The organism is Citrobacter sp. HN-141 (assembly GCF_033341895.1).
In the GTDB taxonomy this organism is placed as follows: domain Bacteria; phylum Pseudomonadota; class Gammaproteobacteria; order Enterobacterales; family Enterobacteriaceae; genus Citrobacter.
On the sequence record NZ_JAWPBF010000002.1, the window covers coordinates 94764 to 117518 of the forward strand.

Annotated in this window: 20 protein-coding genes and 2 pseudogenes; 8 read left to right on the top strand and 14 right to left on the bottom strand. The window is 52.7% G+C overall.

What is annotated here, in order from left to right:
• Nucleotides 1-117: 117 nt before the first annotated feature.
• The 6 genes from RYZ59_RS03380 to RYZ59_RS03405 form a co-directional block, all read right to left on the bottom strand.
• A complete protein-coding gene (locus RYZ59_RS03380) occupies nt 118-357 on the bottom strand; it encodes a helix-turn-helix transcriptional regulator (RefSeq protein ID WP_064753720.1) in 240 nt (79 codons plus the stop codon).
• Complete coding sequence (locus tag RYZ59_RS03385) at nt 354-800, bottom strand: hypothetical protein (RefSeq protein ID WP_039026482.1); 447 nt, start codon at nt 798-800, stop codon at nt 354-356. The genes RYZ59_RS03380 and RYZ59_RS03385 overlap by 4 nt, the downstream gene beginning before the upstream one ends.
• A gap of 107 nt (nt 801-907) precedes the next feature.
• Complete coding sequence (locus RYZ59_RS03390; RefSeq protein WP_077781699.1) at nt 908-2308, bottom strand: tyrosine-type recombinase/integrase; 1401 nt, start codon at nt 2306-2308, stop codon at nt 908-910.
• 328 nt (nt 2309-2636) lie between these two features.
• A complete protein-coding gene (locus RYZ59_RS03395; protein ID WP_318045022.1) occupies nt 2637-3707 on the bottom strand; it encodes an ABC transporter ATP-binding protein in 1071 nt (356 codons plus the stop codon).
• The gene (locus RYZ59_RS03400; protein ID WP_202039382.1) at nt 3700-5469 is read right to left on the bottom strand and encodes an ABC transporter permease; all 1770 of its coding nucleotides are present in this window, start codon (nt 5467-5469) and stop codon (nt 3700-3702) included. The genes RYZ59_RS03395 and RYZ59_RS03400 overlap by 8 nt, the downstream gene beginning before the upstream one ends.
• A 76-nt stretch (nt 5470-5545) precedes the next feature.
• Nucleotides 5546-6634 (bottom strand): ABC transporter substrate-binding protein, encoded by a 1089-nt coding sequence (locus tag RYZ59_RS03405; RefSeq protein ID WP_137384443.1) that lies wholly within the window; start codon nt 6632-6634, stop codon nt 5546-5548.
• Between RYZ59_RS03405 and RYZ59_RS03410 the strand changes: the two genes are divergently transcribed.
• Nucleotides 6588-6791, top strand: a complete 204-nt coding sequence (locus tag RYZ59_RS03410) for a hypothetical protein (RefSeq protein ID WP_202039747.1) — start codon at nt 6588-6590, stop codon at nt 6789-6791. The genes RYZ59_RS03405 and RYZ59_RS03410 overlap by 47 nt on opposite strands.
• Nucleotides 6792-6854: 63 nt before the next feature.
• Here the strand turns inward: RYZ59_RS03410 and RYZ59_RS03415 are convergent, their stop codons facing one another.
• From RYZ59_RS03415 to RYZ59_RS03425, 3 genes are all read right to left on the bottom strand, one after another.
• On the bottom strand, nt 6855-7553 hold the full coding sequence (locus RYZ59_RS03415) for a response regulator (protein WP_318045018.1): 699 nt from the start codon (nt 7551-7553) through the stop codon (nt 6855-6857).
• A complete protein-coding gene (locus RYZ59_RS03420) occupies nt 7546-9198 on the bottom strand; it encodes a sensor histidine kinase (protein ID WP_318045220.1) in 1653 nt (550 codons plus the stop codon). Before RYZ59_RS03420 ends, RYZ59_RS03415 begins: the two co-directional genes overlap by 8 nt.
• 209 nt (nt 9199-9407) lie before the next feature.
• Complete coding sequence (locus tag RYZ59_RS03425) at nt 9408-9944, bottom strand: tetratricopeptide repeat protein (RefSeq protein WP_137384445.1); 537 nt, start codon at nt 9942-9944, stop codon at nt 9408-9410.
• 217 nt (nt 9945-10161) lie between these two features.
• Here RYZ59_RS03425 and RYZ59_RS03430 point away from each other — a divergent pair, with 217 nt between their 5' ends.
• The gene (locus RYZ59_RS03430; protein WP_318045015.1) at nt 10162-10731 is read left to right on the top strand and encodes a DJ-1/PfpI family protein; all 570 of its coding nucleotides are present in this window, start codon (nt 10162-10164) and stop codon (nt 10729-10731) included.
• Between the two features lie 56 nt (nt 10732-10787).
• On the opposite strand, the pseudogene RYZ59_RS03435 reads toward RYZ59_RS03430, so the two are convergent.
• The 3 genes and pseudogenes from RYZ59_RS03435 to RYZ59_RS03445 all read right to left on the bottom strand — a co-directional run.
• Nucleotides 10788-10922, bottom strand: a pseudogene (locus tag RYZ59_RS03435) (SAM-dependent methyltransferase); the annotation flags it as partial.
• A 91-nt stretch (nt 10923-11013) separates the two neighbouring features.
• Complete coding sequence (locus RYZ59_RS03440; RefSeq protein WP_048212521.1) at nt 11014-11271, bottom strand: YjhX family toxin; 258 nt, start codon at nt 11269-11271, stop codon at nt 11014-11016.
• Nucleotides 11272-11488: 217 nt separating this feature from the next.
• Nucleotides 11489-12115 carry a LysE family translocator gene (locus tag RYZ59_RS03445; protein ID WP_318045013.1) on the bottom strand — a complete coding sequence of 209 codons (627 nt, stop codon included), beginning with the start codon at nt 12113-12115 and terminating at the stop codon, nt 11489-11491.
• Between the two features lie 109 nt (nt 12116-12224).
• Between RYZ59_RS03445 and RYZ59_RS03450 the strand changes: the two genes are divergently transcribed.
• The 3 genes and pseudogenes from RYZ59_RS03450 to foxA all read left to right on the top strand — a co-directional run bounded on the left by RYZ59_RS03450 (nt 12225) and on the right by foxA (nt 16458).
• Nucleotides 12225-13130, top strand: a complete 906-nt coding sequence (locus tag RYZ59_RS03450) for a LysR substrate-binding domain-containing protein (protein WP_318045217.1) — start codon at nt 12225-12227, stop codon at nt 13128-13130.
• Nucleotides 13131-13244: 114 nt separating this feature from the next.
• Nucleotides 13245-14228, top strand: a pseudogene (locus RYZ59_RS03455) (AraC family transcriptional regulator).
• A 121-nt stretch (nt 14229-14349) separates the two neighbouring features.
• The gene (foxA, locus tag RYZ59_RS03460; RefSeq protein ID WP_318045011.1) at nt 14350-16458 is read left to right on the top strand and encodes a ferrioxamine B receptor FoxA; all 2109 of its coding nucleotides are present in this window, start codon (nt 14350-14352) and stop codon (nt 16456-16458) included.
• Nucleotides 16459-16562: 104 nt separating this feature from the next.
• On the opposite strand, the gene RYZ59_RS03465 is transcribed toward foxA, so the two are convergent.
• The gene (locus RYZ59_RS03465; RefSeq protein ID WP_318045009.1) at nt 16563-17072 is read right to left on the bottom strand and encodes a hypothetical protein; all 510 of its coding nucleotides are present in this window, start codon (nt 17070-17072) and stop codon (nt 16563-16565) included.
• A gap of 181 nt (nt 17073-17253) precedes the next feature.
• On the bottom strand, nt 17254-19416 hold the full coding sequence (locus RYZ59_RS03470) for a TonB-dependent siderophore receptor (protein WP_318045007.1): 2163 nt from the start codon (nt 19414-19416) through the stop codon (nt 17254-17256).
• A gap of 446 nt (nt 19417-19862) precedes the next feature.
• Between RYZ59_RS03470 and RYZ59_RS03475 the strand changes: the two genes are divergently transcribed.
• Genes RYZ59_RS03475 through RYZ59_RS03485 form a run of 3 tightly spaced genes read left to right on the top strand, consistent with a single transcriptional unit; the run spans nt 19863 to nt 22749 of the window.
• A complete protein-coding gene (locus RYZ59_RS03475) occupies nt 19863-20690 on the top strand; it encodes an ABC transporter ATP-binding protein (protein ID WP_271441873.1) in 828 nt (275 codons plus the stop codon).
• Nucleotides 20687-21700: an iron ABC transporter permease gene (locus RYZ59_RS03480; RefSeq protein ID WP_318045003.1), complete on the top strand. Its 1014-nt coding sequence runs from the start codon at nt 20687-20689 to the stop codon at nt 21698-21700. The genes RYZ59_RS03475 and RYZ59_RS03480 overlap by 4 nt, the downstream gene beginning before the upstream one ends.
• Nucleotides 21697-22749 carry an iron ABC transporter permease gene (locus tag RYZ59_RS03485; protein WP_318045000.1) on the top strand — a complete coding sequence of 351 codons (1053 nt, stop codon included), beginning with the start codon at nt 21697-21699 and terminating at the stop codon, nt 22747-22749. The genes RYZ59_RS03480 and RYZ59_RS03485 overlap by 4 nt, the downstream gene beginning before the upstream one ends.
• Nucleotides 22750-22755 lie beyond the last annotated feature (6 nt).

Consider the following 22755-nt stretch of genomic DNA (forward strand, 5'->3'; position numbering starts at 1 on the left):
ACTGTTTTTGAAGCAGTCCACTTATCTATAGAAGTGGACCGCCATCCTACCAATGAAAAGCCAAGTTGATGGACTAAGAAATATTTCCAGAATCATTTTTAATGATGAATAAATATCTCACAAACATTTAACGTTGGCTGTTTTTAACGTTTTTAGATAATTTTTAACATCATCTTCAAACCAATAATTTCTATTGTTAATTTTGATTGGTCTGACTAGACCGAAGGGAAGGCGATCTTCATGCAACCACATTCTTATCGTTTGAGGTTTGCGCTTTAGAAAATCAGCTAACTCAGTAGTAGATACCAAGGAAATATTATCTAGATCTAATGAGTGTAACATTTTAGATTGATTCATGCTGCCACCTCTGTAAAAGAGTTGTTGGCAAATGAATTAAAGAGGAAATTTATATGACAAAAACAAGAAGGGAATATGGAACCAAAAGCCTCAGCAGGTTCGGGATCACTTCCATCGCTAGAACTAGAAGACAAAGAATTTTTAACTGATTTGGTGGTGCTGCGACGTGACCTTGCAGCCGAGCCTGTATGAGGCACACTCCGAAAAATTACATTCTGAAATGCAATGCTAAGTGACTTAATTCTTACGTGTTTCCGTTTCATAGCAAGGTTCATTGCATGAAGAGCAACTTTCTTGTAATGATTTTTAAACCATTGAGCGAGTGGTCCTGCATCTGCTGATGGGGCATGGTAATAGATTTCAAAAGCCGCATTATTTAATCCCAGCATGTTCGCCAGAATCTCTTGGTCATTGTCTAAAGCGCTGGTCTTTGAATCAAACATTCTGATACATCTCCTTTATGGTTGAGGTTTATGAGTCGATTTTCATCTAAGTTTGTATTCCTGTCAATATATCCACACTCCGTTTAACTTATTGATAATATTGAATATCAACGCAACTCAACATTCTTTTTTTTACTGGTTTTGGTTTGTTCTAAGATCCAAGTCTCAATTTTTTCATGCCATTTGCGCAACAGATCTAAGGGACGACGGCGGTAGTGTTTTTCCGCCAGTGCACTTGGTTTGTGTCCCATAATTTGAGCAACAATACCTGTTGGCACTTCAACCCATTCTGCCAGGGTTCCAAAACTACGGCGTAAGCCGTGAAGGCTGATATGTGGCAACTCAGCTCGAGCTAACGCTCTGTTGTGTGCTGAACGCGGTTCAATAATTTTGCCACTTTTGCTGTTACTTCTGAAAACCCAACACTCCTTATTTACGTCAGAATTTGGGAATTGCACTAGTGCACTTAACAGCTCAGAAACATAAGGAGTGAGAGGGATGATACGTTCGCCTTCGATCTTGTCTTTAATCCTCATGCTTGACCATTTGAAATCTACGTCAGACCACCGAAGTGACGCAATTTCTTCACGCCGTGCACCGGTGAGCAAAAGTACCTGGAGATAGGCCGATGCAATGGGATTATTGAGGCTACGTACGGCACTGAACCAGCTTTTTAACTGTTCTTTTTGTAAGCAATCTCCCGCTTTACTCGCTGATACTGGAACCATTTTTCTCACGTTATGATCTTGTGCAAGATCGCCATGGATTATTCCCTGATATTTTTTCTGGTAATTAGCCCATTTGATAAATGCACGCAACAGACGGTAGGCATGAGCAGTGACGGTAGGCCGATTTTGTCTCTCTGTACTTAGCCATACGGCAATGTTCTCTGGTGTTAGTTCCGATAACGGTAGGTCGAGTAAGCTAGCCAATGGTCCAGACGAGGTTGGGCCCCGGCCTCTTTTTTTACTTTCGCCTCCACGGCTGGACAAGTTCACGTGATCGGCAATATAACGTGCAGAGTAAGGACGTTTAGTTTTTGCGCTGATTCCGGTTCTCAATTCTTGAAGATAATCTTCCCAAGCGCTTGAGAAGGTTACCTTCGTTTTACGAGATTCAGCCTGCTGTGATTCCGCTTCAGCAATTTTTTCTGCTTTAGCTATACGCGGATCTATCCCAGTATCGATTAATGTTTGCAGCCGCCTGGCTTCGGCCCTGGCATCATCAATCCTCCAATCGTTAATGTTGCCAATGGTCATGCGAAGGGTTTTTCCCGCATATACGCTTTGGAACACAAAAGCTTTTGTTCCGCGAGTTGCCCGGCATGCCAGAGTTGGTACATCCGCATCCCAAAGAAATGCTTGGTTTTTACCTTCAGTTAAAGCAAATTTTCGAATGCGCTCGAAGGTGAGTTTTTGTCTCGGAAGTGCCATTTTTGGTCTCCAGATGAGAAAGGTTACATCACCATAATGTAACGGCTGGTGTAAGTAAATTGGGGAAATACACATCAACACCTGTCAATTTTTATCAACAGGTGTTTTTTATAAGTTAATGTTTTATAATGAAATAATTGTTTTAAGAGTAGGTTTTTAAAGGGGTAAAAGTATAATAACTTCGCATTCGTAATGCGAAGGTCGTAGGTTCGACTCCTATTATCGGCACCATTTCTCTATTTCTTCGCACTGATTTTTACCCTTTCCTGTACCAGGACCAGCCCGTCTGATGTCATCAGCACGATGAGCAGCATCATCATCTCATTGTACGCAAATATATCTTCTGTATTACCGCTATCCTTCCTGCAGAAAAAGGAGCAGCGACAGCCGCTCCCTTCTGGCATCAGGATTTTGGGAACACCCAAACATGTTTTTCGGGTAAGGCCAGGTGGCAGTGCTGCGGATCGCGTACTTCGTTGCCGTAGGCGCGGATGACAAAATCATCAGCCACGGTGCGGAACAGGTACTCCCAGCGGTCACCGAGATACATGCTGGTGAGCAACGGGAGAGCCAACTGGTTTTCGCCTGGCCCGTCGGCCAGCACCACACGTTCAACGCGGATCACCGCGGTGCCCTCATGGCCAACCTGAACGCCGTCGCCCGCCTGACCCCACAGAACCCAGTCACGTCCCTCAATACGTGCTTTGCCGTCGCGCAGTTCAGTGACCTTGCCGTGCAGGCGGTTGTTGCTGCCCATAAACTCGGCGGTGAACAGCGTTTTCGGCGAGCCGTACATCTCCTGCGGCGTGCCCTGTTGCTCGATTTTGCCGTTGTTGAGCAGCAAAATGCGGTCGGAAATCGACATCGCCTCGTTCTGATCGTGCGTCACCATCAGCGCTGAAAGGCCGAGCTTGATGATAAGCTCCCGCAGGAACACGCGGGCCTCTTCGCGTAGCTTGGCGTCGAGGTTGGACAGCGGCTCATCGAGCAGGATAACCGGCGGGTTGTAGACCAGCGCACGGCCAATCGCCACGCGCTGCTGCTGGCCGCCAGAAAGTTGATGCGGATGGCGCTTACCCAGATGTCCCAGGCCCAGTTGATCCAACACCCCCTGTACCCGTTGGTTGATCTCTGCGGTGGAGACTTTGCGCAACTTCAGCGGGTAGGCCACATTCTCAAATACGGTTTTATGCGGCCACAGAGCGTAGGACTGGAACACCAGCCCCAGGTTGCGCTCCTCGGCGGGGATTTCGCTGCGCGGCGTACCGTCGTAGACTTTGTTGTTGCCGATGGTAATTGACCCTTGTGTCGGTTTTTCCAGCCCGGCCACGGCGCGCAGGAGGGTGGTTTTACCGCTCCCGGACGGTCCCAGTAACGAAACCACTTCGCCCCGTTTGAGGTCCATGGTCACGCCCTTTAGCACCGGGTTATCACCGTAGGTTAAGTGCAGGTTCTCGACCGATAATTCAATCATGTAATTTCACTCCAAAACGTAGGGCAATACCCAGGCCAATCACCACCAACACAATGTTGATAAACGACAGCGCCGCAACGATATCGATAGCGCCTGCCGCCCACAGAGAAACCAGCATCGAGCCGATGGTCTCCGTGCCCGGCGACAGCAGATAGACGCCCGTTGAGTACTCGCGCTCAAAGATCAGGAACATCAACAGCCAGGAGCCAATCAGCCCGTAGCGCGACAGCGGAATGGTGACGTGGCGGGTGATCTGCCCACGCGTCGCACCGGTGCTGCGCGCGGCTTCTTCCAGCTCTGGCCCTACTTGCAGCAGGGTTGAGGAGATAAGCCGCAGGCCGTAGGCCATCCACACCACCGTATACGCCAGCCAGACGCTGAACATGGTGCTGCGTAACGAGCGCAGCCAGACAATCAGGTTATCGCGCAGCCACTGCGACCATGGCATGCCGGAAAGCCAGCCGGATTTCAGTGCGTTATCGAGCCACATCGGCAAGAACAGGAACACCCACAGAAACGCCAGACCGGCGAGCAGGCCGGGCACCGCACGGGGAACCAGCACGCTGTAGTCGAGGAAGCGGGTGGTGTTGTCCGGTTTACGGTGCATGGCGATGCCGATAAACAGATAGCAGCCCACCGCCAGCGCGCCGCCAATCACGCCAATCGCCATGGAGTTAACGATGGCCCGCAGCAGGTTCGGCTGTTCCCAGATGGTACGGAAGGTGCTGAGGGACAGCTCATCCCACAGCGACACACCCACACCCCAGTTAGAGATAAACGCACGCAGCACCACGCCCATCAACGGTACGCCAATGGTGATGGTCAGCCAGAACGCGACCACAGCCCCCGCTATCCAGCGCCATTTACCCAGCGGCAGCGCACGGGCCTGCGAGGCTTTACCCTTCATGGTGACGAAGCGGTTAGCGGTACGCATCAGGCGACGCTGTAGCATCACCAGTGGTATGGTCAGGCAGATCAGTACCACGGCAACGGCCGCCATCAGGTGATACGACGGCGTACCCAGTTTATTGGTCAACTGATACAGGTAGGTCGCCAGCACCATGTTGCCTTCCGGATCGCCCAGCACCAGCATCAGGCCAAACACTTCCAGACCGAGGAAAAACAGCAGCACCACGGCGTATAGAATAGACGGGCGAACCATCGGCAGGCTGACCGAGGTCATCACCTGCAGCGGGGATGCGCCGGAGATACGTGCGGCTTCCTCCACGTCCGAACTCACGCTGCGCAGCGCCGAGGAGATATAGAGATAAGCGTGCGGTACGTGTGTCAGGCCTGCAATGACCACGATGCTCGACATGTCGTAGATGTTCCACGGCACGAAGCCAATCAGCGATTGTGCCCACAGTGACAGGAAGCCTACCGGGCCTGCGGCCACCACATAGCCAAAACCCAGCACCATCGGTGAAACAAAAATAGGCACCAGGATCAGCGGCTCAATCAACCGTCTACCCGGTAAGTCGGTACGTACCATCAGGAAGGCCAGTATGCCGCCCAGAGGAATGGCGATAATGACCAGACCGAATGCGAGAATAAAGCCGCTTTTCAGCGCTTTATAGAAGTCAGGGTCGGTAAAAATAAAGCCAAAGGATTCAAGGCTCCAGTCCTTTGCCGGCGAGAAGAACGGCGCAGACAAAAAGCTTTGTATCACGATGAACGACAACGGCGTGTAGATAACCAGCGCGGTTAACAGCACGACGATGCCACGCGGCAAGCTTTGCCACTTTCTGCGTAATGCATTCATAAGCGGAGATCCGGTAACACGTATTCAGGAAACGAGCACCAGGCGCACCAGTGAACTGTGCGCCTGGTTCTGGCTCTTATTTGGCCGCGGCTTCACGCCACTGTTTGATGTAATCCAGACGTTTTTTCGGTTGCAGGTATTCAAGTAATGACTCATCAACCGGGATCGGCTTCAGCGCGCTACCCAGCATTTTGGTCATACCGTCGATGTCATTTTTACCGTCGATATCGTTGCGAATAGACGGAATATCGGCCTGGTTGGCGAGGATGTTTTGCCCTTTTTCAGACAGCACATAGTCCAGCCACAGTTTGGCGGCATTGCTATGTTCTGCCTGCTGGCTGATGAAAGAAACTCGTGACAGCACCAGGGTGTAGTCCTTCGGATAGGAAATGCCCAGTGACGGGTCGTTCTTGGCACGCGCTTCGGCGTAAGAGCCGAGGATATTATAACCAATCAGGTTTTCACCCGATGAAACCCGCTCCATCATCGTACCGGTGGACGATTGCACGGCTAACCCGCCTTTCGCCACGTCGGCCAATGTTTTGAAGTAGTTCGGATCGGCCTTGTAATCCAGCACCGATAGCATGAAGCCAACCCCGGATTTTTCGATATCGTAGGTGGTGACTTTGCTTTTGAATTTATCCACCTGGCCTGCAATCAGCTTGGCCAGCGCGGCGTGGGAGTCCGGAACCTCGTTCGCCGGGATGAGGCGCTTGTTGTAAATAAACACCACCGGCTCGTAGGTGGTGCCGTAGGCTTTGTTGTGCCAGACCGCCCATTTCGGTAGCTGGTTCTGCTCTGCTGAAACATACTCCATGGCATAGTCGGTCGCGAGCTTCATCGCGGTATCCATAGAGGAACTCCAGATAACGTCACCGCTGCCGCCGCCAGCAGCCTGTTCGCTGATATAACGGTTATACAGCTCGGTGCTGTTCATATCGTTATATTCAACTTTGATGCCCGGATAGGTGGCTTCAAAGCCCTGAATCAGCGGCCCCGCCGCTTTGGTATCCGTTGTGGAGTAAACCACGACTTTGCCTTCTTTGGTGGCGGCATCAACCACCTTTTGGTAGTCAGCCGGATACCCCTGCGGCAGCGCGGACAGGGCAGAAAACGACATGAAAACAGCAGCAGAGATCAGAGAGATGCGGAATGTGTTCGCCATTATTATTAACCTTTTAGTTACATTTGAGGAACTAAAAGTCAACATAGCGGATGGGAGGGGAGAGACAAGAGGGGGGAGAGAGCCGGCTGGTGGAAATGTGATTGTTGGCGTTGTTTCGGTAATTAACACCATAGAAACCGTGAGGGCGATGGGTTGAGAGAATAGAATTCTCGCCGTTGTAGGCCGGATGGCGCTTCGCTTATCCGGCCTACAGTGATTGTTACTCCTGAGCCCCCCTCCGATACAGCCGCCTCGGATGCCCAATACTCCCATACTGAATCTCAATCACCACAAACCCAATTTCCACGCAATACTCCAGATAGCGGCGACCCGTGGTCTTGCTGATCCCTGCATCTTCCACCACCTGCTCAACTGACCAACTGGTGTCAGGATGTTCGCTGAAAATACGCTTCACCCGCTCGAGCGTTGCCGGTTCAATGCCCTTTGTTGATGGCTGGGTTGATGCCTCACCCGCGGGTAAATTGAACAGTTTATCCAGTGCATGTTGGTCAACAACCTTCACCTGGCGCAGAGTGTGTACCAGCAACATAAAGCGCTCCAGCGAGGCCCGCAGACGGTGGGAAAACACGGGTTTTAGCAGGTAGTCAAACGCGCCGCTGCGCATAGCATGGCTGCAGGTTTGCATATCGCTGGCGGCGGTGATGAATATCACCGAGCACTCAAACTGTTTGAGCAGCGGGCTATCAATAAGCTCAACGCCCTGACCGTCCGGCAAATAGTTGTCCAGCAGCAGCAGACGCGGCCGATGACGGAGGATCAGCTCGCGGGCCTGTTCCAGCGATCCCGCGATCCCCACGATGCGCAGATGGAAGTTTTGCTCAATAAACTCCCGATGCAACTGTGCCAGATGCGGCTCATCTTCAACAATAACAACCTCAAGAGGGCGGATATCAGTCATGGGAAGGTCCTGTCGAAAGTGAAATCTGGAACGGGATGAAAACCGAAAATACGGTACCCTGCGGGATGTTATCGCTTATTTCGATGCTGCCACCGGCCCGACGAACATAGCCCGCGACCAGGTACAGGCCAATACCATGTTCTGCACCGGTGAGTGCACTGCTGTCCGTGGGTTTACTGGTAAAGCCTTGCTCAAAAATATGCGGCTTCATGGCTTCATCAACGCCACAGCCCCGGTCAGCCACTTCAATCACCAGTTCGTGGTTGCGATCCGATATATACACTTCCACCGGCGCGGTACGTGCTGGCGTTTTCAGCGTGGCATCGACCGCATTGTCCACCAGATTGCCAATTACTGACATCAGCTCCGTTTCGCTCAGCCCCTCCGGCAGGCGCGAGAGCTGGCAGGCAGGGTCGAAAATCAGCTCAACACCTTTCTCGCGGGCACCGACATATTTCCCCAGCAGCAGGCCGCACAGCGCCGGAGAGACAAACTGCCTGGAGAGGAAATCCAGCACCTGCTGGGCCCCCTCTGACTGTACCTGGATATAACGCAGCGCATCGTCATAGCGCTGCATCTGCAGCAGGCCGACGAGCGTCGCCGTCCAGTTGAGCTGCTCGTGGCGCATGATGCGCAGGTTATCGGCATAGCGGGTCACCTGGCTGAGTTGGCTGCTGAGCGTATTGATATCGTTCTTATTGCGGAAGCTGAATACCCAACCGCTTTGGGTGCCCGGCTCAACTTCAATAGCCACGCGGTTGACGATGGTTTCCCGTTGATTCAGGACGGTAATATGATCGTGATGGCGGCTGTCATAAGCGGTATTGCCTGGCGCGAAAAACGACGGTGGCAGCTGAATCACCTCATCCAGCGGTTTGCCGAGCAACGCTTGTTCACTCTGGCGAATATTGAGCATCTCCCTGGCGGCGCGGTTGATGAGTATTAGCTGTTTATCGGCATTCACCGCAAACACCCCTTCGTACATGGCCTCCAGTAACGCCTTTTGCTGTAGCACCAACTGGGCGATATCTTTGGGTTCCAGGCCGAACATCTGTTTTTTCAGCGTGCGGGTCAGTAACCAGGAAAAAATAAACAGCAGCAGCAGCAGGGCAAGGCCGTACATTCCGGTGCGCCACAGCAGGCGGGCGTTGATATTGGCGATGTAGGAGGTGAGGTAACCGACGGAGACAATGCCGATTACCTGATGATGGCTATCGAAAATAGGTGCCTTACTGCGTAACGAGACACCGATCCCGCCCTTACGCACTGTGATTATGGTTTTGCCCTTCAGCACGTCAGCATTGTCGCCGCCGATCATCGGCAGGTTAAGGCGCTCCGGGGATTCTGAGTGGTAAAGATGCTGTTCACGCGCATCACCAATCACAATATAGCTGGCGTCGCTTTCAGCGCGCAGCGGCTGAATCAGTTGTGCGATACCGGGAATATCCCGCTGTTGTACTTTTTCTGCCAGACCGGGAATCAGGGCAATTTCGCTGGCCTGTACCCGCGCACGTTGGCCCAAATCGTGGTGCAACTGGCGGTCGATAAAGTGAAACAGCAATACGCCAAGCAGCGCCAGCAGAAGGCAGGAAAAAGCCACCAGTGAGAGGAACAGCTTTACCTGAAAGGACAATCTGAGTTTCATGTAGTCCGCAGCGGCCAGAGCAGAAAGGGTCATCTGAAAAGCCTATCATGCGAAAATACGAACCGTAATCGAGGGACAACAGAGTTGTGAACTGCCTACATTCTCCGCGAATTTCTGAGGCAATAAACGGTATGTCGACGATGCGATCCAACGGCTGTATCCCTTGAAAATGCGCATCGTTGACGGTGATTTTTTTTGGATCTTCCGGTCTATGACTCTGGGTGTCCGTCGATCGCGGCTTTCAGATCGCGATATTCTTCGCATTGGGTGCCGCAGATAGTCTTAATGGTGGCCAGCTCTGCTTTCGCCAGGTCGGGACGGCCTTTAACCATCCATGCTTCCCCAAGATATTCGCGCACTTTCGCATAGTGCGGATCAAGGGCAATCGATCGTTGGTAGTAACTTATCCCTTCATCCGTACGCCCTAGCTTGCGCGTCGCATAGCCTCGATAGTTCCAGGCTTCACGCGTATTGGGCTGCTGTAAGGTATCGAGTAAATTGATGGCATCCTGATAATGGCCGGTTTTCGCCAGGTGATACGCATACTGCGTTTTATCCTGATCGTCGATCATGCTGCTTTTTTCTGGCAAACATTTTTGGGTTTTGTTGTCGTAAACCTGACCCTTCGGGCATGTTGGTGTGGTGGTATCGTCATTTCCCATGGCGCTGGCTGCAGCGGAGTAGAGCAGCCCGCCTGAGATCAGGCAAATCAACGGCAGTATTTTCGTCATGGCGTGCATCTTCATGGTCCTGTCCTCTCGGTATGAGTGAAGGTTCTTGCATGCTGTAAACCGCGCAGACCATGCTTTATTCATTATCGATGCCTATAAATTGACCTGCCGTTTATTTTTAATACACCGCTGATCCAGCCGATTGTTCTGCGGTATTTAGTAATGTCCCGAGTCGTGTGAACTATAGTAAAGATGGCCGTTATTTCTCATTATTAATAACCGTGAGTGGGGGATGTGCATGAAGAAGATTCTGATGCTGGTCGGGGATTATGTCGAAGATTATGAAACGATGGTGCCTTTCCAGGCTCTGCAAATGCTCGGTCACTGGGTTGATGCCGTCTGCCCGGATAAAAAACAAGGCGACTATGTTCAAACCGCCATTCACGATTTTGATGGGGCGCAGACCTACAGTGAGAAACCAGGGCATCGCTTCACCTTGAATGCGAATTTCTCTGATGCGCGCGAGGCGGATTATGACGCCTTGTTGATCCCTGGTGGGCGGGCGCCGGAGTATTTGCGTCTGAATCCGGATGTCATTCAACTGGTACAAGACTTTAACTCCGCGGGCAAACCTATCGCCGCTGTGTGTCATGGCCCGCAACTGCTGGCGGCAGCCGGAGTGTTAGAAAACCGGACCTGCAGCGCGTATCCAGCGTGTGCGCCAGAAGTTCGGTTAAGCGGTGGGCATTATGCCGATATCGGCATTGACCAGGCGCACGTCGACGGCAATCTGGTTACCGCGCCGGCATGGCCTGCTCATCCTGCCTGGTTGGCTAAATTTGTTGAAGTATTAATGAAGTAACGGGTACCGGCTTTGCAGGTCGGTATAACTCATCCGGCTATACCGACTGCAAAAAATTACCGTTGCATGAGTGCGAATACTCCCCAGCCGAGATATTCCCGGGTGAAGGTGACATGGCGTCCCGGTGACGTCCTCAGTTGCTCTCTGACTTCCTGCGCAAAGTCATCGTTTGGGTTCGCCTCCAGCCATCGAACTGCCCCCGCATGCCTGGGCAATATCTTTCGTGGCGGGTATTTGACGCCAGTAATAGTAAAAATTCTGGGAATATCCATCACTCTCTCCTTAGCGATTATCTAACTGGGCGCGAACATTGTTTAATCCGGTGGTGTTGATGCGGTAGGGCTGGCCATTGACGGATTTGATCAATTTTTTGGTTCTGAGCTTTTTAAACACCTCAAGCGTGCAGTCGCAGAGCAGCAATCCTTCGCGGCTATAACATTCAACGGATGTGACGCGGCCAGCGCTATCGCGGACGTGCGCAATGCGGCCACCTTTGGCGAGAACGTGTAAGGTACGTTGTTCCTGACGGGATAAATTCATACTGGAAAACCTGTTTAATCATCATGTGCAAAACGTGCAAACACACTGCGGTGTCCGCATTCGATTTCAGCGCATTGATAACCAGTCCGGCCTGATAAGGTCGGCAAACTGATTATCTGATGATGACATTCTCCAGCATCAAAGCCTCGGGTTGAGTTGAAAGATATTTACATGCTGAATGATAACAGGCGGTCCCTCGAGGGGAACCCTTGTGACGCTAATTTGTGATCTGTAACCGCAGTGCGGCCACATTGTAGAGAATGCCAAACACCGCTACCGCCAGCAGGAACAGGGACGAGATAAAAACGCTGTCTCTGACAAACCGCGTGGGCATCCAGCGTTTGAAAATCACGATATAAAATGACAGAACGGCAACGTCAAAAATGACCCATACCAGCGTGAGTATCAGCATGCTGGTGGCGAAATTATGTGTAATGGTGATGAACTGGGGAAAGAATGAAACGAAAAACAGAATATCTTTCGGGTTTGACACGCCAATCAGGAAACCGTTGATAAATCCCCCATGAGACGGCTGGCGAAAGCCTTCGCTGGCGGCTTGATTTCTGGCTCGCAGGCTGCAAAACGCGCTATAGCCGATATACAGCGATCCGGCGAGACTCAGCACACACAGCAGCAGAGGAGAGAGTGATACCACCCCCGCCAGCATCAGCGCAGCAAGCGCGAGCAGTAGCAATGAAGCGCCGTTCGTTCCGCATAGCGTCATAAAGGCCTGGCGATAGCCGTACTGTGCCGCCGTCGCGGTAATCAGCGCCACAACAGGGCCAGGCGTTAGCAACAGTGTTAGCACCGAGAGGCTGTATACAGCCAGTAAAGCGAGATTCATATCTGATGATCCTGACGTTATTTTTCATCAGTATTCCGCCTGCGTGTCACATTGAAAAACGAATAAAACTGCGCTCTACTGTGAGTAAAACTCAACATAGAAGCCGATGATGACGCTACCCCCACTGTATGCCCTGAGAGCTTTTGAAGCTGCTGCCCGTCTGGGGTCCTTTAGTAAAGCGGCTATTCAACTGAACGTCACGCCTGGTGCGGTAAGCCGTCATATCCGCACACTGGAAGCCTGGTTTGGCTGCGAACTGTTTGTTCGTAGCGGTCCCCGTATTGAGATAACGCCTTCAGGTCAGGGGTTAGCGCAACAGCTGACGGCCGGGTTTCAGAGTTTAGAACATGCCTGCCATGCTTTTCGTAGCAGCAGTCATGAGCTGCGGTTGAAAGCCCCCTCAACGTTGACCATGCGCTGGCTGCTGGATGTGCTGCGCCGTTTCCGGGAAGCCCATCCAACGCCGGTGATTGAAATTTCCAGCGTGTGGATGGACACCGATTCCGTCGCATTCAGTCGCGAACCGTATGACTGTGCAATCCTGTTGGGGAATGGTTATTTTGGTGAGGATACGGACAGCCGTTTGCTGTTTCAGGAGTGGCTTATCCCGGTCTGCGCGCCTGCGTTACAGGCTCAGGCGCAAAGTGATATCGCCGCCTGTGAATTGATTCATCCTTCTGCCGATCGCCGCGACTGGCGTCGCTGGCTGCAGCGTAGTGGAGCGTTTCCTGCGTTGAACCTGGCACGTGGCAACGTGTTCGACACCCTGGAACAGGGGAGTCTTGCGGCAATGAGCGGGCATGGGGTGGCGGTCGCCGATCTGCTCTTAAGCCTGACGGCAATTCAGAGTGGGATGCTGGCGTTACCGTTTAAACAGGCGGTCGCGACAGGAGACGGCTATTACCTCGTCTGGCCAAAAGCGTCAACCCGGCTTCGAAATATTGAGTTGCTGTATCGCTGGTTAAAAGAAGCTGCGCCCGAGGCTAACATAGCAGAACTGCTCTGGCTGGAGTAACCCGCGAATGTCATATTGATAACAATTCTCATTATTATTGTTGTGTTGTGCGGGTAATGGTAATGTTGCCACTCATCGTACGTTGCAAATTCCATTTCTTGTGCAGAAGACAGCATGAACAACACCACCGCCCAGAATGCATCCGGACGTTTTACCCGCACCTTCTCCGTCAGTGAGTTTAGGGACTTTGGTGAGCGTTACGGGATCGATTACCGTTTTCCGTTGCTGGCGCAAAAACCGGGTCTTCCGTGTTCCAGTGCCGTGTTGCAAGGGGAAGTGGAGGAGATGATGCTCCCTTGCGGGATGTGCGTCACACACTCTGATGTACAGGTGCTGCAACCGTATGAAACCACCTCCCGGCACAGTAGTCCCTTGTATATGCTGGTGGTGCTGGAGGGTTGCGTGATACTGACGCTCAACGGGCAGGAACATGTGGTACGTTCCGGCATGGCGTTTAGTTCGCGTCTGAGTGAACGCCAGGCGATGAGCGCCCGTCACCCTGCAGACTGCAAGCTACGGACGCTATCACTCGGGTTGTATCCTGACGGGGCATGGCGCACAGGATTACTTGAATCCCTTATGCGTGAGTGGGAAAGCTGCCAGACGCCAACGCTTATCTGGCAGGTGCCGGGGTTTTTACTCAGCGGATTACAGTATGCGCAGCAGGGCTCGCTCAGCCAGGTTTCGCGCCAGTTGATGCTAGAAGGACTGATTTTACAATTATTTGGTCACGGTCTCAGCGTTTGTCAGGTAGAGAGCGGTAAATGCCTTGCCGCCAGTGGCGAGCAGCAGCGGCTGGAAAGTGTGCGTCGCCTGTTGGAGCAAACCCCTGAAAATGACTACACGCTTAACGAGTTGGCGTAGCGTGCGGCGATGAGCCCCAGCAGTTTGCGCAGTAAATTTCGCACGGCCTATGGCTGCTCGGTGTTTGACTACCTGCGCGACTGCCGCCTGGAACGCGCGCGTGGCTATTTGCTGGAAGGATATAGCGTACAGCAAGCGGCATGGATGTCTGGCTACCAGCACGCCACCAACTTTTCTACAGCTTTTCGTCGTCGCTATGGCTTCCCGCCTGGTGATGTTCTCAAACTTTGCTAATCCATTTTCCCGTTTTATGCGCGTGGCAGATTAATAATTTGGCATTGCGCATACGCAACCTGGCATTCGGCATAGCGACTCCTGATACAAAAATGGCAATAATTCTCATTTACAATTAGACATGCCTTGGGAGATGTTCATGTTCGCGAAGACTCGGTTGGCGCTGCTGGTAGGATGGGTGACCGGCAGTGTGGCTTTTCCTCTGCTGGCGCAGGAAACAACAAAAAACGATACGGTGGTTGTCACCTCGCAAATGCAAAGTGGGGCGACCAAGCTTGCCACACCGGATATCGAAACGCCGCAATCGGTCTCTATCGTTACCCGTGAACAATTTGAAGAACAAGGTGCAACCAGCGTGCGCCAGGCTGTTAGCTACACGCCTGGGGTGTACAGTAACCAGATTGGTGCCTCCAACCGCTTTGACTACATTGTGCTGCGCGGTTTCTCCGATGGTAGTCTGGACAACGTCTATCTCGACGGCCTGAAAATGATGGGCGACACTAACTCGCACAGTTCGCTGGTGGTCGATCCGTGGTTTCTCGACAATATTGAAGTGGTGCGTGGCCCGGCTTCCGTGCTGTACGGCCGATCTTCTCCGGGCGGGATCGTGGCGCTGACATCGCGTAAACCGTCGTTTGATGCGGGCGGAGAAGTGAAACTGTTTGCCGGAAACAACAATCAGCGCGGCGCCGCGTTTGATGTCACCGGGGCGCTGGACGATAACGACCGCGTGGCGGCGCGCCTGAGTGGCATGACGCGCTATGCTGATTCGCAGTTCGGCCCGTTGAAAGAAGAGCGCTACGCGCTGATGCCCAGTCTGACCTGGCGCATTACAGACCAGACGCGTCTTGACCTGATGGCCTATCTGCACCGTGACCCGGAAGGTGGCAGCCACTCCGGCCTGCCGTATGACGGCACCGTTGTGCCACACTATGGGCAGAAGATCGCCAACACCTTCTACGAAGGCGAGGATGATTACGACAAATACGATCGCCGTGAAAATATGGTCGGCTACAACATTGAGCACATGTTTGATAGCGGCTGGTCGGTGCGGCAAAAGTTACGCTATTTGCATACCGACGTTGAGCTGAACCAGGTGTATGCGGCAGGCTGGTTGAATGAAACAGAGCTTAATCGCGGCTATTCCGGCTCTGATGAAAACATGTCGGCCATTACGCTGGATAACCAGCTCGACGGCAGTTTTGATACCTGGCAGGTCAATCACCGCTTGCTGGTGGGCATCGATTATCAGGATCGCAGTAACAATACTACCGGCTATTACGGGGCATTTCCGCCGATCGATGCGTTTAACCCGGTGTACGGGGCGAAGCCGGATTACATCAATATGTATGCGCGCGAGAAACACAAGTTGCGCCAGACGGGCTACTATTTGCAGGATCAGATGTCATGGGATCGCTGGCGTATAACGCTCGGTGGCCGCTACGATCAGGTGAGCATATCGAATATTGATAAGCAAAACGGCACTCGCAGCGATCTGGACAAAAATAACTTCAGCAGTCGCGCTGCTCTGCTTTATTTGTTTGATAACGGTGTTGCGCCGTACATCAGCTATTCCACCGCCTTTACGCCAACCAGTTTTGCGGATGAGAACGGTAACCTGTTGGAACCGATGAAAGGCAAGCAGTGGGAAGCCGGGCTGAAATATGAACCGGAAGGGTTGAATAGCCAGTTTAGCGCGTCGGTGTTCCGCATTAATCAGACCAATATTGCCACCAAAGAAGAGCCGACCGATCCGTACCGTTCGATTGGCGAAATTGAATCTGAAGGGGTGGAGCTGGAAGCTATTAGCCAACTGACGGACAGTTTCCGTTTGCAGGCGGCGTATACCTACACCGATATTCGCTATAAGAAAAGCAGCCCGGAGGAACAGGGTAAGCGTGCCGTTTATGCACCGCGCAATCAGGCCAGCACCTGGTTAAGCTACGATGTGAAAAGGGGGCCTCTGGAGGGGCTGACGTTGGGTTCAGGCGTGCGCTACGTTAATGGTATTACCAGCGATCGCCAGAATACTCACACCCTGCCGTCCTACACGCTGGTGGATATGGCGATAGGTTACGACTTAACGAATATCGGTATTAAAGGGTTGAGCGCGCAGTTGAACGTTAACAACCTGACCGATAAACGCTATGTCGCGGCCTGCAACTCGCTTTCTTATTGTTACTTTGGCGCAGAACGCAGCATTGTTGGCAGCGTGTCCTGGAAATTCTGAGTCTCTCTTTTTAGCCGGATGCGGCGCTGGCGCCTTATCCGGCCTACGGCAGCGTGCAAATTGTAGGCCTGATAAGCGCAGCGTATCAGGCATAGTGAGTGCGGCTATTTTGTAAAACCGTTTTGCATACAAATCTGCGCGCTGGTTCTCAGGGTGAAGGCTAACTTGTCAGGATACTGGCGGTAATAGTTATGTTCTTCTTCCAGCCCTTTTGCCTGCGCCAGACGTACCGTTTCCAACGAACAGGTTCGGTAGATCAAATCTTTATTCATATTGCTCTGCTTCTCGCGCCGTTTATCTGCAGACAGCGCCAGCCAGCGTTCTGAAAGCGTATAATCGTAGACTACCCGATTATCTTTCGCCTGAACGTTCTCAATGGTAATAAACTCGTCAATTTTCAACCTTGGCTGCCCGCGCATTTTTTTCTTATCTTCTGCGGCGGCATATTGCGCCAGCGTATTAATATCCATGCTGGCTATTTTTTGCTTATAGACTTCAACGTAAGCCGCAGGCTGCTGATAATGGTGAGCATAGGCATTTCTTAATTCCCCGTCACTCATTGAACAGCCAGCTAAAAATAAAGGTAATAGCAGCGTCAGTTTTGTTTTAGTCATGATGTTATCCCATTCATTATTGTGGTCCCCAGTCGCCCATAACAAAATAAACATCATCGCATTACAGGTGAGCTTTAGGGTTGTATAAACGGGGCGGCGACAGCACAAGTGCAATTATCTTAAAATGGTGGAATAATCGGGAAACCCTGCCAGAATTGGCAGGGTTAATGGATGAAGAGGATCAGAATTCCATTTTCACCGTGAACTGTACCTCTCGCGGGTCGCCAATCTGATTACCCAGATTATTGGTGGCAATGGATGAGGTGTAATAGGTCTTATCAAACAGGTTTTTCACATTGAGCTGCAATGTGACCGGATACTGCATCTTCATCTTATAAGCGGCAAAGGCATCGGCGACAAAATAGCCCGGCAGATAATAGTCTGCGCCATTGGTTGCGGAACGGCGACTCACCCCATGACCCCCACCGCCAATCGTCAGGGTATTGCCCATAAAGGCATTCTGAATATCGTAGGTGAGGAATAATGAGCCGGTATGCTTCGGTACATTGGGCAGCGGCTTACCTTTGTAATCAGGATCTTCCGTCACTTTCGCGGCGGTATAACCGTAGCTGGCGATGATATTGGTGTTGGTGGTCAACGAACCGGCGACATCCACTTCCACGCCTTGTGAACGCACGCGACCCGCCGTTTTCGCCACGGTTTCGCCATTGATCATTTCGTTGTACAGCACATTGCGCTTATCAATATCAAACAGGGCAATATTGGCGGTGATACCGTCAAAGATATCGAATTTTGCCCCCACTTCATAAGCCGTTGAGGTTTCAGGTGGCAGCTCGCCAATATAACTGGCGATAGAATATTGCGGCATAAAGGATCGCGACACGTTACCGAACAGCGATACGGACGGTGTCAGTTTGTAAACCATACCGAATTTGGGTACCCACTGTTGGTCGCTACTGTCGGTGTTAACGTTGAACGGACGGCCTTTGCCAGCGTATTCGGTGTAGTACTGATAACGCATCCCGGCGACGGCGATCCATTTATCGGTCAGGTACAGCGCGTCCTGCACATACGCAGAATAGCTCTCTTGTTGAATGGTCTGATCGCTATCAGCAGCAGAAACGTTAGTGCATTTACCCAACGTACCGTAGACAGGATTATAAATATTGAACCCTTTTACGTTCTTGCAGCGGATCATGTCGGTGCGCAGCAGATCGTAGTTCTCATAAGAGACACCAGTGAGGATCTCGTTATAAAAGCCAGCGATATCGACGTTGCCCTGCAAATCGGCACGCGTGGCGTGCATGCGCTGGGTGGAGCCTTGAGTGGCATCAACACGGCGGGTCAGATTTCCGGTGGCAGAATCATAAGCCATCACGCGAGCCTGATTGTCGCTGTATTTATCCTGGCTAAAGCTGTAGTCGAATTTCGCTGTCCATTCGCTGTTGAAGCGGTATTCGGCATTTAGCTGCGCCAGATCCGATTCGCCATCGGTGATATTAAACGGCTCATCAAAACGGGTTTTGCGATCCACATTAACCGCGTGTTTGGTGTTGAGATCGAAAATGGTGCCGCGATCGAACGGGGCTTTATAGTCGCGATGTGAATAGAGCACGTTGACGGTGGCGTTGTCGCCAAACCAGGTCAGGGAAGGGGAGATGAAAGTGCTCTGATTGGTGCCGAAGTTACGCCAGTAATCCTCATGCTGATATTCGCCGATCAGGCGATAGGCCAACTGTGTGCCTTCAATCGGCCCGGTCACGTCAAACTGCCCTGTGCCGCCGCCAAAGCTGCTGGAGGTTGCTGAAATCGACCCGCCAAACTGCGTTTCCGGACGTTTGGTGACGACATTAATCAGGCCGCCGGGATCGAGAATCCCGTACAGGGTTGAGGCCGGGCCTTTCAGCACTTCCACGCGTGAGGTGGCGGCGTTAAAGCTGCGCGGCAACACGGTTTTCAGACCGTTGGTCATCACTGAGCCGTCACGGTTTGCGCCGAAGCCACGGCGGACAAACGCATCCTGTGTGCCACCTAATGTGTTGGTTTGCACAACGTTACTGACGTTATACAGCGCTTCATCCAGCGTCGTGACATGCTGATCTTCCAGAACTTTATCGCTGACAGTGTTCACCACTTGTGGAATATCCAACAATGGCATGGATGTTAGCGTCGCGGTGGACGAGCTCAGCGGTTGGTAACCCGATGTTACGGCCTGATCGGCAGACGACGCATCTGCCCGAACGGTGATGGTATCTTCCCCTTTAGGCGGAGTCGTCTCTTTCTCCGCTGCGAATACCGTAGGTGTTGTTGTCATGCCCAGAAAGAGAGCAGAGCACAATGCCCGCCCTTTCATCCCCGAAAAGTAAGTCGTTAACTCAGCCATTATTTTATTTATTCCGCAAAAGACCCTGCCAAAAATGGGCAGGGAAACAGGTTGATTCAATTCATTGCCCGGCTTGCCAGCCCTGCATTTATCCATCTGTAAGCCGGCGTTACTGGCGTCAGATGTGTAATTGAGAATCATTCAATCATGAGCGTTTGTAGTAGTAAACGTAAAAATGAAAAAGAAACTACAGGCGATTCACCGCAATTTAACCGTCATTTTTTTAAGGGTATTTAATTTTTAATATATTGAGAAATAATGATTTTTATTGATTTTTCAGCGTTTTTTATTTGTGCTTTAGTTGTTGGCGACAGGTGGTGTAACTACAGGGTGTAATTGCTTGACTACTACAGTGCAAGCCAGCAAGATCACAAAGAGAATGAGTTTTATTTTTATTTAGAGAGTTACGCATGCAGGCTTTGCCATGCGGCGGCGCAGGAGTGAACATGCCACAGCATGTGGAAAATACCGCCCACAGAACGGGCATTGAACTACAACAGCTTTCTGCGGGTTATCGCCATAACACAATCGTCCATGATATCTGTCTCACTATCCCGCAAGGCAAAATGACGGTGCTGGTGGGGGCGAACGGCTCGGGTAAATCAACGTTGTTAAGCACGATCGCCCGTATGTTGAAACTGCACGGTGGCAGCGTATTGCTGGATGGCAAAGCCATTCACCAACAGCCCACCAAAGCGGTTTCACGCCAACTCGGCATCCTGCCGCAATCCCCATTGGTGCCCGAAGGTCTCACCGTTTTCGAACTGGTATCGCGCGGGCGTTTTCCCTGGCAGAACATGCTTTCACAATGGACGGACGATGACGAACGCGCCGTGGAGCAGGCACTCCAGTTGACCGGAACTGCTGATTTTGCGCATTTACCGGTAGAGAGCCTTTCCGGTGGGCAACGTCAGCGCTGCTGGATTGCGATGGCGCTGGCACAGCAAACGCCGGTCATCTTGTTGGATGAGCCGACTACATTTCTCGATCTACGCTATCAGGTGGAGATCCTCGAACTGCTGCATTCACTGACTCGCCATCATGGCCGTACAGTGGTTGTGGTCCTGCATGACCTGAATTTTGCCGTGAATTACGGGGACATGCTGGTGTTCCTTAAACAGGGGACGCTGCAGGGCGTCGTGCATGATGGCGAAAACTGCACGCCCGAGTTGATTAAGCACGTATTTGACGTCGACGTGCAGATGTCGGTGAATCCTCTCACCGGCAAACCGTTCTTTATGCCGTTCCGCGCGCCGGGCGGGCAAGCGCAATGACGGTCATGGCAAGCACACTGGCTCGTCGCCGTGGCCGGTTTATGCTGGCGCTCCCCGTGTTAACGCTGCTGTTGTGTGTTCTGGCGGTGGTGCATCTGGGGGTTGGCGCACGCACTATCAGCCCGCAGACCGTCGTGCAGGCGCTGTTCCACTTTGACGCGAAAAATTTCGACCACCGGATTATTGTCTCCTTACGTCTGCTGCGCATGACGGCGGCGATGCTGGTCGGCGCGGCGTTAGGTGTTGCGGGCGTGCTGTTGCAGGCGTTGATTCGTAATCCGCTGGGAGAGCCGCATATTCTGGGGCTGAATGCCGGTGCGGCGTTTGTCGTTGTGTTGTGCGCCGCGCTTGGCGTGACGGGGGTAAGCCAGCCATTGCTGGCGGCAGGCGGTGCTGCGGCACTCTTTTCGTTGGTGATGGCGATTTCATCTGCCGGGCGTGGTGGCTTAACGCCGCTGAAGGTCACGTTGTGCGGCGTGGCGCTGTCGGCCATGGTGTCATCGCTGACTGCGGCGATCCTGATTCTGGATGAACAAACCCTGTTGGCAATGCGCACCTGGCTGGTGGGTGATCTCGCGGGTCTGCATTGGGAAAGTCTCAAAAGCGCCGTTCCCCCGTCGCTTGCCGGTATGGTACTGGCGCTCGCTATCGCGCCGGGCCTGAATATTCTGGCCCTCGGCGACCGTATGGCCTGTGGATTAGGGGTGAACATTCTGCGCATACGCGTGCTGGCGATGATCGCCATTGCGCTGCTGTGCGGTGCGGCAGTCTCCGTCGTGGGGCCGCTGGGGTTTATCGGCCTGTTAGTGCCTAACGTTATCCGCCGTCTGGTAACAGACGATATTCGTCAGATGCTTCCGATGTCGGCATTGCTGGGTGCGGCGCTGCTGCTGCTGGCCGATATTGCCGCCCGCACGGTGCTGGCTCCGCAGGAGCTGGCTACAGGGATCATGACCGCCCTGGTGGGCGCACCGGCGTTTATTTTCATTGCGTCGAGGTTTTTGAAATGAACGATCTGCTGCAGCGTGCGGGGCTTCGTGCATGGCGGGTGGGGAGATTTTCTCGTGTCATTCGTCCCAAAACCGTGCTGTACAGCCTCGGCCTGACGGTGCTGGCAATCGCATTACTGCTGTTCGGTGTGATGCAGGGGTCGCTCCCGGTTCCGGCTTCCGCTATCGGACGGGCGGTGTTTGACCCTCAGGCGTTGACGGCTCAGCAACAGTATGTCGTGTGGGATGTACGACTGCCGCGACTGCTGATGGCGCTTCTGTGCGGGGCGATGCTCGGATTGGCCGGGGCGGCAATGCAATCTATCACCCGCAACGGGTTGGCCGATCCCGGGCTTATCGGTGTTAAAGAAGGGAGTTGCGTGGTGGTGCTGGCCCTGGTGCTGCTTTTCCCGTCCGCAAGTCTGGTCTGGCGGCCCCTGGCGGGAATGGCCGGCGGCGCACTGGTCGCCACACTGGTGATGCTGCTGGCCCGTGATTTCTCCCGGCCTCGCTTCGTGTTGATAGGCATTGGTGTGTCATGGTTCTTTGCGGCGGGAATGGGCGTATTTATGACCACCGCCGATGTCCGTGACGTACAGACTGCGCTGGTCTGGCTGGCGGGCAGCCTTCATGCCGCCACCTGGCCACTGCTGCTGGTGGCGCTGGTCTGGACCTTGCCTGCGGCCATCATCTTATTTGCCACGGCGCGAGCTTCGGATGTGGCGCTGCTTGGCAATGCGGCGGCAACGGGGCTGGGGGTACGTTTACCCCGACTGGCGTTGTTGCGTTTTCTCGCGCCGGTTGTACTCACCGCCGCCAGTGTTGCCTGCGTGGGTAGCCTTGGTTTTGTCGGGTTGATGGCGCCACACATGGCACGATTCTGGCTGCGTGGCGGACAAACAGCCCTGCTGTGGGGAAGTGCGTTGATCGGTGCGTTGCTGGTGCTGGTTACCGATACCGTGGGTCGTCTGGCGTTTGCACCACTGCAAATTCCGGCCGGGATCGTCATTGCCCTGGTCGGTGGACCGTTCTTTTTACTGTTGCTCTGGCGTCGCCGGGATCGTTTGTAATTGCTA